Here is a 12,719-nt window from a genome sequence, read left to right as displayed (position 1 = left end):
TTGCGGGGGCGCGTCTGGCGCGCCCCCGCCTGGTTTTTTCCAGGGCGAGTTCCAGTGATGGATCACGCCCTTTTTTGTGCACCAAGCAACCTTATGCAAAGCAGCAGCAACCTTTTTCCCGTGGCCTTGCTCAGTGCCGAGCGCCGCGGCGACCTCAGCGAAGACGTGTACCGGATCAAGGCCGGCAACGGCCCTGACCCTACCGTCGAGCTGGCCATTACCCGTCTGGGCCTGGCTGATCTTGGCCGGGCTCAGGGCGTGCCGGTGATTCTGCTGCATGGCAGTTTCTCCAACCGGCGCTTCTGGTATTCGCCCAAGGGCATCGGCCTGGGGGCCTATCTGGCGCGGGCCGGGTTCGATGTTTGGATCCCGGAGATGCGCGGCCACGGCCTGTCCCCGCGTAACCGCAACTGGACGCACAACAGCGTGGCCGACTACGCCCGCGACGACCTGCCGCTGATTGCTGCATTCGTCCATGAGCAGTCTGGCCAGGCGCCGCACTGGGTCGGCCACTCCCTGGGTGGAACCACCTTGGTGGCGGCCCTGGGTGGCGGTTTTCTCAAGGCCGGGCAGGTGGCCAGCGTGGCGCTTTTCGGTACTCAGATCAGCCGTGTCTACTGGCCGCTCAAAGTGCCGCCGCTGACTTGGGGGGCGAAAATGCTGCTCAAGCGTTGGGGGCAGATTTCCGGGGCGCGGTTCAAGCGTGGGCCGGAAGACGAGCCGATCGGCCTGGCCCTTGAGAGCATGCGCTGGCATGGCCTGTTCGGGCGCTTTGGCGACAAGCAGAACGACTGGTGGGCGGGGCTGGCCGACGTGGATGTGCCGTTGCTGGCGGTGGCCGGCGCGGGGGACTTCCAGGACCCGGTGTGGGCTTGCCGCAAGCTCTTCGATCAGTTGGGTGGCGAGCGCAAGCAGTTCCTGCGCCTGGGCCGTGAAGAGGGTTTCGAGGCCTTTGGGCATGTCGACATGCTGGTGAGCAAGGCGGCGCAGACGCAGGTCTGGCCGTTGGTGGAGCGCTGGTTGCGCGATCCGCTGTTGCCGGTGCATGAGTCGACGGTGGTGCGTGAGCCTGTGCCTGTCGGCTGAATCTGCTTCCCCTTTACCGGCCTCTTCGCGGGGCAAGCCCGCGCCTACAAGGCTGTGGTAATCCTGTAGGAGCGGGCTTGCCCCGCGATCAGGCCGGTACAGGCAAAACTTGACCGCTCAGTCCCGGATGACTGCGACAGCTGCTACGGTGTAGCCTTGGCCGATACCCGCTTTCGTTGTGACTGACAGGAGCTTCCCATGCAGCATTACGTAACGCCCGACCTGTGCGACGCCTACCCGGACCTGGTACAGGTGCTGGAACCGATGTTCAGCAACTTCGGTGGCCGCGATTCCTTCGGTGGCCAGATCGTCACCATCAAGTGCTTCGAAGATAACTCGCTGGTCAAGGATCAGGTCGAGCTCGATGGCAAGGGCAAGGTCCTGGTGGTCGACGGGGGCGGCTCGCTGCGCCGTGCCCTGCTCGGTGACATGCTCGCCGAAAAGGCCGCCAAGAACGGCTGGGAAGGTCTGGTGATCTACGGCTGCGTGCGAGACGTCGACGTACTGATTCAGACTCATGTCGGAGTGCAGGCGCTGGCCAGCCACCCAATGAAAACCGACAAGCGTGGTATCGGTGACCTCAACGTGGCTGTGACCTTTGCCGGCGTTACCTTCCGCCCAGGCGAGTACCTGTATGCCGACAACAACGGCGTGATCATCTCGCCAAGCCCGCTGAAAATGCCGGAGTGATGCGCCGTACGCGCTGATGGAGCTTTGATGTTCGAGGAAGACAACGCGCAGTGGGGGCTGGTGCATGCCCTGGTGCTCGATGGTAAAGGCGGCGCGCGTTCGATCGCCCGGACCGAGCTGGACGACCTGCAATTGCAGCCACACGAAAGCCTGTGGCTGCACTGGGATCGCAGTCATCCGCAAACCCGCACCTGGTTGCTGCAGGACAGTGGCCTGAGCGAGTTCGCCTGCGACCTGCTGCTGGAGGAGAATACCCGGCCACGGCTGTTGCCGCAGGCCGCAGAGCAGATGCTGCTGTTCCTGCGCGGGGTCAACCTCAACCCGGGCGCCGAGCCCGAGGACATGGTTTCGGTACGCATCCATGCCCAGGCGCAGCGGGTCATTTCGCTGCGTTTGCGGCCGTTGCGTGCCAGCGATGAGATCCTTCAGCAGCTTGAAGAGGGCCGGGGGCCGAAATCGGCGTCCGAACTGCTGCTGTTGATGGGCGAACTGCTGACCGAGAAGGTCCAGAGCCTGGTCAGCGACCTCTCGGAGCTGGTCGACGACGAAGAGGAAAAGGTCGAATCCGACGAACGGTATACGCCGGAGCATGGCAGCCTACAGCAGATTCGCCGCCGCGCCGCAGGGCTGCGCCGATTCCTGGCGCCACAGCGGGAGATCTATGCCCAGCTGTCGCGCAGCAAATGGAGCTGGTTCTGTGATGCCGACGCGGATTACTGGAATGAGCTGAACAACAGCCTGATCCGCTACCTCGAAGAGCTCGAACTGACCCGCGAGCGGGCAGCGCTGGTGCTGGAAAGCGAAGACCGTCGGCGCAGCGAGCGGATGAACCGGACCATGTACCGCTTCGGCATCATCACCTGCATCTTCCTGCCCATGAGCTTCATCACGGGGCTGCTCGGCATCAACGTTGGCGGCATTCCGGGGTCGAGCAACCCTTATGGCTTCCTGCTGGCCTGCATCGTCGTGCTTGGCCTGGCGGTGGGGCAGTGGTGGTTGTTCCGGCGGTTGCGCTGGGTCTGAAGATGCCGAGTGATCTTGAAACATTCGTTCCACTGCGATGTGTGACCCATCGCCCGGCCACCTCGTCTCTGAGTGACACTGCGCGAGGTGCCTATGCACGATCCGTTTGAAGAATCCCTGCGTGACCTGCTCAAGGCGTCGCCCTCCGGTGAGGAGCGAGACGATGCCGCGTGCCTGGGGCGCGTGCTGAAAACCGCCAACCGTCAGGTCGGCGCCGGTGATCTGTTCAGCCTGCTTGGCCGCTGGAGCCAGGCGCTGCTGATCGCCGTGAACAATGGCTCGGCGCACGTTGCGCCGGTGCGCCGACACTCTACCCGCAACGCTGCCAATGGCAGCAAAGCAGATAAGGCCGATTGAATATGGAACTCGATCTCTGGACCCAGAGCCTGGTCACTGCGATGACCGCCCTATGGACCAAGGTAGCGAACTTCATCCCCAACCTGTTCGGCGCGCTGGTCGTGGTGCTGCTCGGTTTCGTGGTGGCCAAGCTGCTCGACACACTGCTTTCCAAACTCCTGGCCAAGTTCGGCCTGGACCGCCTGATGGCCGGCACCGGGGCGACCAAGATGCTTGCCCGGGGTGGCATCCAGGTGCCTATCTCGACCTTGATTGGCAAGATCGTCTACTGGTTCGTATTGCTGATCTTCCTCGTCTCTGCCGCTGAATCGCTGGGCCTGGAGCGGGTTTCGGCCACCCTCGACATGCTCGCCCTGTACCTGCCCAAGGTGTTCGGCGCAGCCCTGGTACTGCTGGTCGGCGTACTGCTGGCGCAGGTGGCCAACGGCCTGGTGCGCGGCGCGGCGGAAGGGATTGGCCTGGAATACTCCGCAGGCCTGGGGCGCATCACCCAAGGCCTGGTGATCATCATCAGCATCTCGGTGGCCATCAGCCAGCTCGAGGTCAAAACCGACCTGCTCAACCATGTGATCGTCATTGGCCTGATAACCGTTGGTCTGGCCGTTGCGCTTGCCATGGGCCTTGGCAGCCGCGAAATCGCCGGGCAGATTCTGGCCGGCATCTATGTTCGCGAACTTTACCAGGTCGGCCAGCAGGTGCGGATTGGAGAGGTTGAAGGAATGATCGAAGAGATCGGCACGGTCAAGACGACGCTGTTGACCGATGATGGCGAACTGGTGTCGCTGTCCAATCGCGTGCTCCTGGAGCAGCGAGTCAATAGCCGCTAACCGCACAAAAGCTGTTAATGTATGCCGCCGCGAAATCAGCCCAACGGGGCTGAGCGGCGACATTGACCTGACTGTCGGCCAGATCCGTTTTGAATAAAGTTCATTCGCCGCCCATGCGTTACGACCCCCGCGAACTCACCGACGAGGAGTTGGTGGCGCGTTCGCATGAGGAGCTGTATCACGTAACCCGCGCCTATGAGGAACTCATGCGGCGCTACCAGCGGACCCTGTTCAACGTCTGTGCGCGTTACCTGGGGAACGACCGCGACGCTGACGATGTCTGTCAGGAAGTGATGCTGAAGGTGCTCTACGGTCTGAAGAACTTCGAGGGCAAGTCCAAGTTCAAGACCTGGCTCTACAGCATTACCTACAACGAATGCATTACCCAGTACCGCAAGGAGCGTCGTAAACGCCGGCTGATGGATGCCTTGAGTCTGGACCCTGTCGAAGAGGCGTCCGAAGACAAGGCTCCGAAACCGGAAGAAAAAGGCGGGCTGGACAAGTGGCTGGTGCATGTGAACCCGATCGATCGGGAAATTCTGGTGCTGCGTTTTGTCGCGGAACTGGAATTTCAGGAGATCGCCGATATCATGCACATGGGCTTGAGCGCAACGAAAATGCGCTACAAGCGCGCGCTAGACAAGCTTCGTGAGAAATTTGCAGGGCTGGATGAAACTTAGCCCCTTGTAAATATCTCTAACGGATCGGCGAGTTCTGCTAGACTTGCCGTCGAGTTGTCCCCCCGGATGTTGGTGGGACTGCTTAACTATCACCAGATGGGGATTTAACGGATGAAATTGAAAAACACCTTGGGCTTGGCCATTGGCTCGCTCGTCGCAGCTACTTCGTTCGGCGTTATGGCTCAAGGCCAGGGCGCAGTCGAAATCGAAGGTAACGTTACCAAGCAGTACTACGACAGCGAACGTAACTTCAAGAACGACGGCACCAATCCTGGCGTTCGTCTGGGCTACTTCCTGACTGACGACGTATCCCTGGACCTGGGCTACAACGAGACTCACAACGCTCGTGGCGAAGTCTTCAACAAAGACATCAAAGGTTCCAAGGCCAAGCTGGACGCTACCTACCACTTCGGTACCGTCGGCGACGCTCTGCGTCCGTACGTTTCCGCTGGTTTCGCTCACGAGAGCCTGGGCCAGGCCACTCGTAGCGGCCGCGACCACTCCACCTTCGCCAACGTTGGCGCTGGCGCCAAGTGGTACATCACCGACATGTTCTTCGCCCGTGCTGGCGTTGAAGCCATGTACAACATCGACGACGGCAACACCGAGTGGGGCCCAACCGTTGGTGTGGGTCTGAACTTCGGTGGTAGCGGTGGCAAGGTTGCTGCTGCTCCGGCTCCAGTTGCCGAAGTCTGCTCCGACTCCGACAACGACGGCGTTTGCGACAACGTCGACAAGTGCCCAGACACCCCAGCCAACGTTACCGTTGACGCTGATGGCTGCCCGGCTGTTGCCGAAGTCGTTCGTGTTGAGCTGGACGTCAAGTTCGACTTCGACAAGTCGGTCGTCAAGCCAAACAGCTACGGCGACATCAAGAACCTGGCTGACTTCATGAAGCAGTACCCACAGACCACCACCGTGGTTGAAGGTCACACTGACTCCGTCGGTCCAGACGCTTACAACCAGAAGCTGTCCGAGCGTCGTGCCAATGCTGTGAAGCAGGTTCTGACCCAGCAGTACGGTGTTGAGTCCAGCCGCGTTCAGTCGGTTGGCTACGGCGAAACCCGTCCGGTTGCCGATAACGCCACCGAAGAAGGCCGCGCTATCAACCGTCGCGTTGAAGCTCAGGTAGAAGCCCAGGCCAAGTAATTGGTTTGAAGCTTCAATGAAAAACCCGGCCTAGGCCGGGTTTTTCTTTGCCTGCAGTTTGTGGTTCAAGGGTGCGTTCAGCCCTTGAGCAGGGCGAACAACAGTATCAGGTTGAGCAGCAGGGCCAGCAGGGCCAGGCTGCGCCAGACTTTCAACGGCTCACGCTCCAGCAGTGGGCGGGGGCGGCTGGGCAGATCCTGGCGGTCACCGCGTTCGAGCAACAGCAACCATTGCTCGGCGGTTTCGAAACGTTGCGCCGGTTCCACGGCAACAGCTTGCAGCACGTTGTGCTGGAGCCATTCGGGCAGGTCGGGGCGATAACGGGAGGGGTTTACGGCCTGACCAAAGCGCGGGCGCTGGAAGGCCTCGATTTCTCCGTATGGATAATGCCCGGTCAACAACCGATAGAGCGTGACCCCGGCGGCATACAAGTCCTGACGCGGGCACGGTGGCTGGCCCTCGAAGGCTTCCGGTGCGAGGTACGAGGGCGTGCCGGGCAATTCGTGCGTCGGCTCCTGCGAGAGGCCTGGGCAGTAGGCCAGGCCAAAGTCCAGCAGGCGCACCTGGCCATCAAACCCCAGGTGCAGGTTTTCCGGTTTGATGTCGCGGTGCAGCAGGTTGCGCCGGTGAAGCACACCAACGGCCTGCAGCAGCTGGCGGGCGATCTCCAGCCACTGTGCCAGTGCCAGTGGGCCGTGTTCGTCGAGGTGGGTGGCGAGGGTCTTGCCGCTGTGTTCGCGCATCACGTAGTACAGGTACTGGCGCTGGCTCGCAGCATGCAGCTCGGGGAAGTGACGGCCAGCGACCCGCCGCAGGAACCATTCTTCCAGCAGCAGACCCTGGGCGGCGCCGGGTTCCTGTTCGCGCTCGCCGGGCAGGGTTTTCAGCAGCCAGGGTTGGCCCTGGGTATCGCGTACTCGGTAGAGCAGCGACTGGCGACTGTGTGTCAGGCGCGTCTCGACCTGCCAGCCATCGAGCGCCTGGCCCTCACGCAGGGGGCCAGGCAATGGCCATTGCTGCAGTTGCACCAGGGTGTCGCCGAGGTTGGCCGCGCCCAGCTGCTCGACCCGCACCAGCAAGGCGCTGGCGTTGTCCTGGCTGCCATTGTGATGGGCGCTGGCAACCAGGGTGTCAGCGGCCGACTGCAGGTCGGGCTGCTCGCGCAGCACGGCCTGGATGTGCTGGTCGCCGAGGCTGGCCCAGACGCCGTCGCTGAGCAGCAGGTAGCACTCGCCAGCCTGCAGCTCGCCGTCCAGGTAGTCGACCAGCAGGTGCTGGTCCAGGCCCAGTGCACGCTTGAGCACGTGCTGCATGCCGGGCTGGTCCCAGACATGGTCTTCGCTCAGGCACTGCAGGCGACCGGCGTGCCAGCGATAGGCACGGCAATCGCCCACGTGTGCCAGGGTGAAGCGGCGCCCGCGTAGCACCAATGCGCTCAGTGTGGTCAGCAGCGGCTGGCTGCCCTGGGCGCGCAACCAGCGGTTCTGTGCCAGCAGCAGGCGGTCCAGGGCCTGGGCCACGCCCCAGGTGGCGGGCGTGGCGTAATAGTCCATGGCCAGCGCCTGCAGGCTGGCGCGGGCTGCCAGGCCACCGTCGGCGCACTGGCTGACACCGTCGGCGAGGGCGAACAGGTAGCCTTTGCTGGCGGCCAGCTCCGGTGCTGGCGTGACCAGGCGCAGGGCGTCCTGGTTCTCCGTGCGTGGCCCAGTGGCGCTGGCCTGGGCGAAGCTGAGCTGCAGGCTCATCTTCGTGCCTCAGACCCGCGCAGCGGTAACCGCAGCCGAGCCCCAGGTGGTGCGCCAGCGTTGCTTGACCCCGTGCAGGCCGAACCAGGCGAACAGGCCGAGGCTGGCGAACAGCCACAGGCCCAGTTGATAGTCGCCGGTGTGCTGCTTGATGGCGCCGAGCCCTGCCGCCAGCAGGAAACCACCGATGCCACCGGCCATGCCGATCAGCCCGGTCATTACGCCGATCTCCTGGCGGAAGCGTTGTGGTACCAGCTGGAACACCGCGCCATTACCGGCGCCGAGGCCGAGCATGGCACTGACGAACAGCGCCAAGGCAGCTGCGGCGCTTGGCAGGTTGAAGCCGACGGCCGCGATGCAGATCGCGGCCACGCTGTACATGCCGAGCAGCGTGCGGATGCCACCGAAGCGGTCGGCCAGGGCGCCACCCAGCGGGCGCATCAGGCTGCCGGCGAACACGCAGGCGGCGGTGTAGTAGCCAGCGGTGACCGGGCTCAGGGCGTACTGGTCGCTGAAGTAGCCGGGCAAGGCGCTGGCCAGGCCGATGAAGCCACCGAAGGTGACGCTGTAGAAGAACATGAACCACCAGCTGTCACGGTCACCCAAGGCTTTGAGGTAGTCGGCTGCCGCCTTGGGCTTGGGTCTTTGCGGGGCATTGCGGGCAAGCAGGGCGAACAGCGCCAGGGTCAGCAGCAGCGGGAGCACGGCAAAGCCGAATACATTGTTCCAGCCAAACCCGGCGGCCAGCACCGGGGCCAGCAGGGCGGCAAACACGGTTCCCGAGTTGCCCGCACCCGCGATGCCCATGGCCTTGCCCTGATGCTGCGGCGGATACCACTGCGAGGCGAGCGGCAACGACACGGCGAACGAAGCACCGGCAACACCGAGGAATACACCCAGCAGCAGGGCTTGCTCATAGCTTTGCACGCCCAGATACCAGGCGCCGGCCAGGGCGATGATGACGATCACCTGGCCGATCAGGCCAGCGGTCTTCGGCGACAGGCGATCGACCATCACACCCATGACGAAGCGCAGTACTGCGCCGGCAAGGATCGGCGTAGCCACCATCAGGCCGCGCTGCTGGGCGCTCAGTTGCAGGTCAGTGGAGATCTGCACCGCCAGCGGGCCAAGCAGGTACCAGACCATGAAGCTCAGGTCGAAATACAGGAACGCGGCGAACAGCGTGGGCACATGCCCGGATTTCCAGAAGCTGGTACTCATCGAACACCTCACTCGGCAATGCAACGGAAACGAAAAAGACGCCGCTACCCGGTCCACTGGCGTGGAGGGGCGAGCGACGTCTTTGTCGGGAGTTTTATGAGGCAACCGCCGTTGGCTACCGGTGAAATATCTTCAGCAAGAGCTGGGCCAACTCGGGTCTGGCGAGGTGGCCTCAGCCCAGCATTTCGTGCATGGCGATGATCTGCTCGGCCACCTGGATCAGCTTCTGCTGCCGGCTCATGGCCTGTCGACGCATCAGGGTGTAGGCCTGTTCCTCGTTGCAGTCTTTCATTTTCATCAGCAACCCTTTGGCCTGCTCGATGCGCTTGCGCTCGGCCAGCTGCTGGTCGCGGGCCAACAGCTGGGCCTTGAGCGCCTGGTCGCTCTCGAAGCGCGCCATGGCGACATCGAGAATGGGCTGCAACCGCGCCGCATGGATGCCTTCGACGATGTAGGCGCTGACCCCGGCCTGGATCGCCTGGCGCATCACCGCAGGGTCATGCTCGTCGGTGAACAGCACGATGGGCCGTGGCTGGTCGCGACTGACCAGCACCACCTGCTCCATGACGTCACGGTCGGGTGAGTCGGTATCGATCAGCACCACGTCCGGGCGCACCGTTTCGACGCAGGCCGGCAGGTCAATGGTCAGGTCTGGCGCCTCGATCACTTCGAATCCGGCATCGCGCAGTGCGGCCTTGAGGCGGCCAACCTTCTTCTGGGTATCGTCGATCAGCAGGATGCGCAGCATGGTGATGGCCCTCACAGACCGACTCGGGCATCGGGCGCATGGCCCAGGGCGTGCAGGCGGAAGCTGCGTGCATAGGCATACGGATCCGTGCCGTCCCAGCGCGTACCGTCGATCAGCAGGCTGCTGCGCATGGCTGACTCGGGGCAGGGCACGCCGAGTGCTTCGGCGGCCTCGCGGTACAGTGCAAGTTGCTGCACCTGGCGAGCAACACCGAGGTAGTCGGGGTCGTCACGCAGCAGGCCCCAGCGGCGGAACTGGGTCATGAACCACATGCCGTCCGACAGGTAAGGCAGGTTGGCGCGGCCCTGGTCGTGCAGGCGCAGGGCGTGCCGGTCGTGCCAGGCGTTGCCCAGGCCGTCCTGATAGTCACCCAGCAGGCGCGGCTCGACGTTTTCGACCGGTGTGTCGAGGTAGGCGCTACCACTGAGCAGTTGCGCGGTGCTGCGCAGGTTCTCCGGGCTCTGTTCGATGAACCGGCTGGCAGCAAGCACCGCCTTGACCAGTGCACGTGCGCTATTGGGGTTGTGCTCGACGAAGGTGCGGGTGCAGGCCAGTACCTTCTCCGGGTGGTCGGGCCAGATCGACTGGCTGGTGGCCAGGGTGAAGCCTTGGCCCTGGCTGACGGCAGCAGCGGCCCAGGGCTCACCGACGCAGAAACCGTCGATGCGCCCGGCCTGGATATGCGCCGCCATCTGTGCCGGTGGCACCACCACGCTGCTGACGTCGTGCAACGGGTGGATGCCCTGGCTGGCCAGCCAGTAATACAGCCACATGGCATGGGTGCCGGTGGGGAAGGTCTGGGCGAAGGTCAGCCGTGCGCCGTGCTGGTGCACCTGTTGCGCCAGTGCCTCAGGGCTGGTCACGCCCCTGCGTTGCAGGGCCGGCGACAGGTTGATGGCCTGGGCATTCTGGTTCAGCCCCATGAGCACCGCCAGGTCGCTGGCCGGTACACCACCGATGCCAAGGTGCACGGCGTAGACCAGGCCGTAGAGGCAATGGGCAGCGTCCAGCTCGCCGCTGGCCAGCTTGTCGCGCAGGCCGGCCCAGGAGCCCTGGCGCTTGAGGTTGAGGGTCAGGCCGTGTTGCTGGGCGAAGCCCTGGGTGGCGGCGACCACCACCGAGGCGCAATCGGTCAGGGCCATGTAGCCGATGTTGAGGCTGGGTTTTTCCGGTGCGTCGCTGCCGTTTACCCAGGCTAGAGGTGCTGTATTCACGAAGGTCCTCGGCCAAACTGAACAGGCTGTAGGCAAGGGAAGTAGCAACCCATGTGCCAAGCCCCTGTCATGCCGGGCGCGCGCTGGCTATAATCGCTGCCTCACTCACCCCGAGCCTTGCCCGCCCATGTATACCCTGGCCCGCCAGCTGCTGTTCAAGCTTTCCCCGGAAACCTCCCATGACCTGTCCCTGGACCTGATCGGCGCTGGTGGCCGGCTTGGGCTCAACGGCGTGCTGTGCAAGCAGCCGGCCGCGTTGCCGGTGACCGTGATGGGCTTGAACTTCGCCAACCCGGTGGGGCTGGCGGCGGGCCTGGACAAGAACGGTGCGGCCATCGACGGCTTTGCTCAGCTGGGCTTCGGCTTTGTCGAGATCGGCACCGTGACCCCGCGTCCACAGCCGGGCAACCCCAAGCCACGCTTGTTCCGCCTGCCGCAGGCAACGGCGATCATCAACCGCATGGGCTTCAACAACCTGGGTGTCGATCACCTGCTCGAGCGCGTGCGTGCTTCGCGCTACGACGGCGTGTTGGGCATCAACATCGGCAAGAACTTCGATACCCCGGTCGAGCGTGCGGTCGACGATTACCTGATCTGCCTGAACAAGGTCTATCGCGAAGCCAGCTATATCACCGTCAACGTCAGCTCGCCGAACACCCCGGGCCTGCGCAGCCTACAGTTCGGCGACTCGCTCAAGCAGCTGCTCGATGCCCTGGCCGAACGCCGTGAGCAACTGGCCGCCGAGCAGGGCAAGCGCGTGCCGCTGGCGATCAAGATCGCACCGGACATGAGCGACGAAGAAACCGCACTGGTGGCTTCGGCGCTGATGGAGTCGGGAATGGATGCAGTGATTGCCACCAACACCACCCTGGGTCGCGAAGGTGTCGAAGGGCTGGAGCATGGTGGCGAGGCCGGCGGCCTGTCGGGTGCGCCAGTACTGCAGAAGAGCACCCACATCGTCAAGGTGCTGGCGGGCGAGCTGGGTGGCAAGCTGCCGATCATCGCCGCCGGTGGCATTACCGAAGGCCGTCATGCGGCAGAGAAGATCGCCGCTGGGGCGAGCCTGGTGCAGATCTACTCGGGCTTCATCTACAAGGGGCCGGCACTGATTCGCGAAGCGGTGGATGCGATCGCGGCAATGCCCAAGGGCTGAGGGCGGGCATAAAAAAGGGCCCCGTCAAGGGGCCCCTGGGCCGAAGCCCGCCGCCCGGATAGGGCGCGCATGGTGACTCGAATTCAGTGTCCTCGTTCAGCCAACGGCGTGATTTTCGTTGAGTCTATGGATGCCAGCGGTGCCAGTCATTCCGTCCCAGTTATCGCCGCGACCTTCGCGCCAGCCGTTGATCCAGGCTTGGCGAACTGAAGGAAGAGTAAAGGGGCAAAGTTCGCGGGATTTGCCGGTGACCCCATATTGGTAGCCACGTGAATATGCTCTTTCCAACGGATCACGCTTAAGTCTTCTCATAGGGTGTTGCCCTCACTTGTTGACTGTAATGTCCCGTCGGCCTCTCCGAGGCCGGGCAGAGTCTTTCTGCCGGTTTTGCGCTCGCTGCCGGCGTGGCGAGCTGAAAGTGCCACCTCGTTGCGAAGCGGCCTGAGACCAGTTCTATCGAATGCAGGTCACCGTGTGAATGATCGATTTGTCATAAGCACGTAACCTTTCCAAGGGTGAGGGGATAAGTAAATAAATGCGACTCAACCTTGTTTGACGTTGAGCCCGCTGTGATCAGGGTTTGCCCAACCTTGACGTCATTTCGCCAGCGTTGCTGCGGGATGACAGAAATATTTGGTAATGCGACGAAGGGTCACACCGGCCCCGAAGTCGACGGAAATTATTGGTACTGCCTGATGATCTAAGCTGTTTTTGCCACCTGGCGAGCAGCGGATCGATCAGGCGGCCCGGCCCCTCGGCTGCGCTGATGCAGCGGGGAAGGCCACTCGGACGCTTGCTGGAAGGGCGTTCGGGCAAACATCGGCAA

General features: G+C 63.2%; 13 protein-coding genes. 8 read left to right on the top strand and 5 right to left on the bottom strand.

Annotated elements, in window-relative coordinates; translation table 11 throughout:
• Positions 1–93: 93 nt before the first annotated feature.
• The 7 genes from ACOKS3_RS20240 (at position 94) to ACOKS3_RS20210 (ending at position 5,812) form a co-directional block, all read left to right on the top strand.
• Positions 94–1,086, top strand: coding sequence for an alpha/beta fold hydrolase (locus tag ACOKS3_RS20240; RefSeq protein WP_258035905.1), 993 nt, complete (start codon positions 94–96; stop codon positions 1,084–1,086).
• A gap of 198 nt (positions 1,087–1,284) precedes the next feature.
• Complete coding sequence (gene rraA, locus ACOKS3_RS20235; protein WP_422764125.1) at positions 1,285–1,776, top strand: ribonuclease E activity regulator RraA; 492 nt, start codon at positions 1,285–1,287, stop codon at positions 1,774–1,776.
• Positions 1,777–1,803: 27 nt separating this feature from the next.
• On the top strand, positions 1,804–2,799 hold the full coding sequence (locus ACOKS3_RS20230; protein ID WP_103449774.1) for a zinc transporter ZntB: 996 nt from the start codon (positions 1,804–1,806) through the stop codon (positions 2,797–2,799).
• Positions 2,800–2,892: 93 nt separating this feature from the next.
• On the top strand, positions 2,893–3,156 hold the full coding sequence (locus ACOKS3_RS20225; RefSeq protein ID WP_103449775.1) for a CrfX protein: 264 nt from the start codon (positions 2,893–2,895) through the stop codon (positions 3,154–3,156).
• Positions 3,157–3,158: 2 nt separating this feature from the next.
• Positions 3,159–3,983, top strand: coding sequence for a mechanosensitive ion channel family protein (locus ACOKS3_RS20220; protein WP_103449776.1), 825 nt, complete (start codon positions 3,159–3,161; stop codon positions 3,981–3,983).
• 113 nt (positions 3,984–4,096) lie between these two features.
• The gene (gene sigX, locus ACOKS3_RS20215; protein WP_003248665.1) at positions 4,097–4,663 is read left to right on the top strand and encodes an RNA polymerase sigma factor SigX; all 567 of its coding nucleotides are present in this window, start codon (positions 4,097–4,099) and stop codon (positions 4,661–4,663) included.
• A 111-nt stretch (positions 4,664–4,774) separates the two neighbouring features.
• On the top strand, positions 4,775–5,812 hold the full coding sequence (locus ACOKS3_RS20210) for an OmpA family protein (protein ID WP_103449777.1): 1,038 nt from the start codon (positions 4,775–4,777) through the stop codon (positions 5,810–5,812).
• A gap of 77 nt (positions 5,813–5,889) precedes the next feature.
• Here the strand turns inward: ACOKS3_RS20210 and ACOKS3_RS20205 are convergent, their stop codons facing one another.
• The 4 genes from ACOKS3_RS20205 to ACOKS3_RS20190 form a co-directional block, all read right to left on the bottom strand.
• Entirely contained in the window at positions 5,890–7,557 is a 1,668-nt protein-coding gene (locus ACOKS3_RS20205; protein WP_422764126.1) for a protein kinase domain-containing protein, read from the bottom strand.
• Between the two features lie 9 nt (positions 7,558–7,566).
• Positions 7,567–8,778: a nitrate/nitrite transporter gene (locus ACOKS3_RS20200; RefSeq protein ID WP_103449779.1), complete on the bottom strand. Its 1,212-nt coding sequence runs from the start codon at positions 8,776–8,778 to the stop codon at positions 7,567–7,569.
• A gap of 172 nt (positions 8,779–8,950) precedes the next feature.
• Complete coding sequence (locus tag ACOKS3_RS20195) at positions 8,951–9,526, bottom strand: ANTAR domain-containing response regulator (RefSeq protein ID WP_103449906.1); 576 nt, start codon at positions 9,524–9,526, stop codon at positions 8,951–8,953.
• Positions 9,527–9,537: 11 nt separating this feature from the next.
• Positions 9,538–10,740 carry a CmpA/NrtA family ABC transporter substrate-binding protein gene (locus tag ACOKS3_RS20190; RefSeq protein ID WP_422764127.1) on the bottom strand — a complete coding sequence of 401 codons (1,203 nt, stop codon included), beginning with the start codon at positions 10,738–10,740 and terminating at the stop codon, positions 9,538–9,540.
• A gap of 127 nt (positions 10,741–10,867) precedes the next feature.
• Between ACOKS3_RS20190 and ACOKS3_RS20185 the strand changes: the two genes are divergently transcribed.
• Positions 10,868–11,893 (top strand): quinone-dependent dihydroorotate dehydrogenase, encoded by a 1,026-nt coding sequence (locus ACOKS3_RS20185; protein ID WP_422764128.1) that lies wholly within the window; start codon positions 10,868–10,870, stop codon positions 11,891–11,893.
• Between the two features lie 96 nt (positions 11,894–11,989).
• On the opposite strand, the gene rmf is transcribed toward ACOKS3_RS20185, so the two are convergent.
• Positions 11,990–12,205 carry a ribosome modulation factor gene (gene rmf / locus ACOKS3_RS20180; protein ID WP_079227119.1) on the bottom strand — a complete coding sequence of 72 codons (216 nt, stop codon included), beginning with the start codon at positions 12,203–12,205 and terminating at the stop codon, positions 11,990–11,992.
• Positions 12,206–12,719: the final 514 nt, after the last annotated feature.

Source organism: Pseudomonas sp. HS6-2 (assembly GCF_049325675.2).
In the GTDB taxonomy this organism is placed as follows: domain Bacteria; phylum Pseudomonadota; class Gammaproteobacteria; order Pseudomonadales; family Pseudomonadaceae; genus Aquipseudomonas; species Aquipseudomonas putida_N.
The sequence above is the reverse complement of the archived record's forward strand: the minus strand, read 5'-3'. Positions and strand labels throughout refer to the sequence as shown.

What these genes read in the sequence shown, in the direction of transcription:
- ACOKS3_RS20240 (WP_258035905.1), top strand. Translation starts at nt 94, where the DNA reads ATGCAAAGCAGCAGCAACCTTTTTCCCGTGGCCTTGCTCAGTGCCGAG.
- rraA (WP_422764125.1), top strand. Translation starts at nt 1,285, where the DNA reads ATGCAGCATTACGTAACGCCCGACCTGTGCGACGCCTACCCGGACCTG.
- ACOKS3_RS20230 (WP_103449774.1), top strand. Translation starts at nt 1,804, where the DNA reads ATGTTCGAGGAAGACAACGCGCAGTGGGGGCTGGTGCATGCCCTGGTG.
- ACOKS3_RS20225 (WP_103449775.1), top strand. Translation starts at nt 2,893, where the DNA reads ATGCACGATCCGTTTGAAGAATCCCTGCGTGACCTGCTCAAGGCGTCG.
- ACOKS3_RS20220 (WP_103449776.1), top strand. Translation starts at nt 3,159, where the DNA reads ATGGAACTCGATCTCTGGACCCAGAGCCTGGTCACTGCGATGACCGCC.
- sigX (WP_003248665.1), top strand. Translation starts at nt 4,097, where the DNA reads ATGCGTTACGACCCCCGCGAACTCACCGACGAGGAGTTGGTGGCGCGT.
- ACOKS3_RS20210 (WP_103449777.1), top strand. Translation starts at nt 4,775, where the DNA reads ATGAAATTGAAAAACACCTTGGGCTTGGCCATTGGCTCGCTCGTCGCA.
- ACOKS3_RS20205 (WP_422764126.1), bottom strand. Translation starts at nt 7,557, where the DNA reads ATGAGCCTGCAGCTCAGCTTCGCCCAGGCCAGCGCCACTGGGCCACGC.
- ACOKS3_RS20200 (WP_103449779.1), bottom strand. Translation starts at nt 8,778, where the DNA reads ATGAGTACCAGCTTCTGGAAATCCGGGCATGTGCCCACGCTGTTCGCC.
- ACOKS3_RS20195 (WP_103449906.1), bottom strand. Translation starts at nt 9,526, where the DNA reads ATGCTGCGCATCCTGCTGATCGACGATACCCAGAAGAAGGTTGGCCGC.
- ACOKS3_RS20185 (WP_422764128.1), top strand. Translation starts at nt 10,868, where the DNA reads ATGTATACCCTGGCCCGCCAGCTGCTGTTCAAGCTTTCCCCGGAAACC.
- rmf (WP_079227119.1), bottom strand. Translation starts at nt 12,205, where the DNA reads ATGAGAAGACTTAAGCGTGATCCGTTGGAAAGAGCATATTCACGTGGC.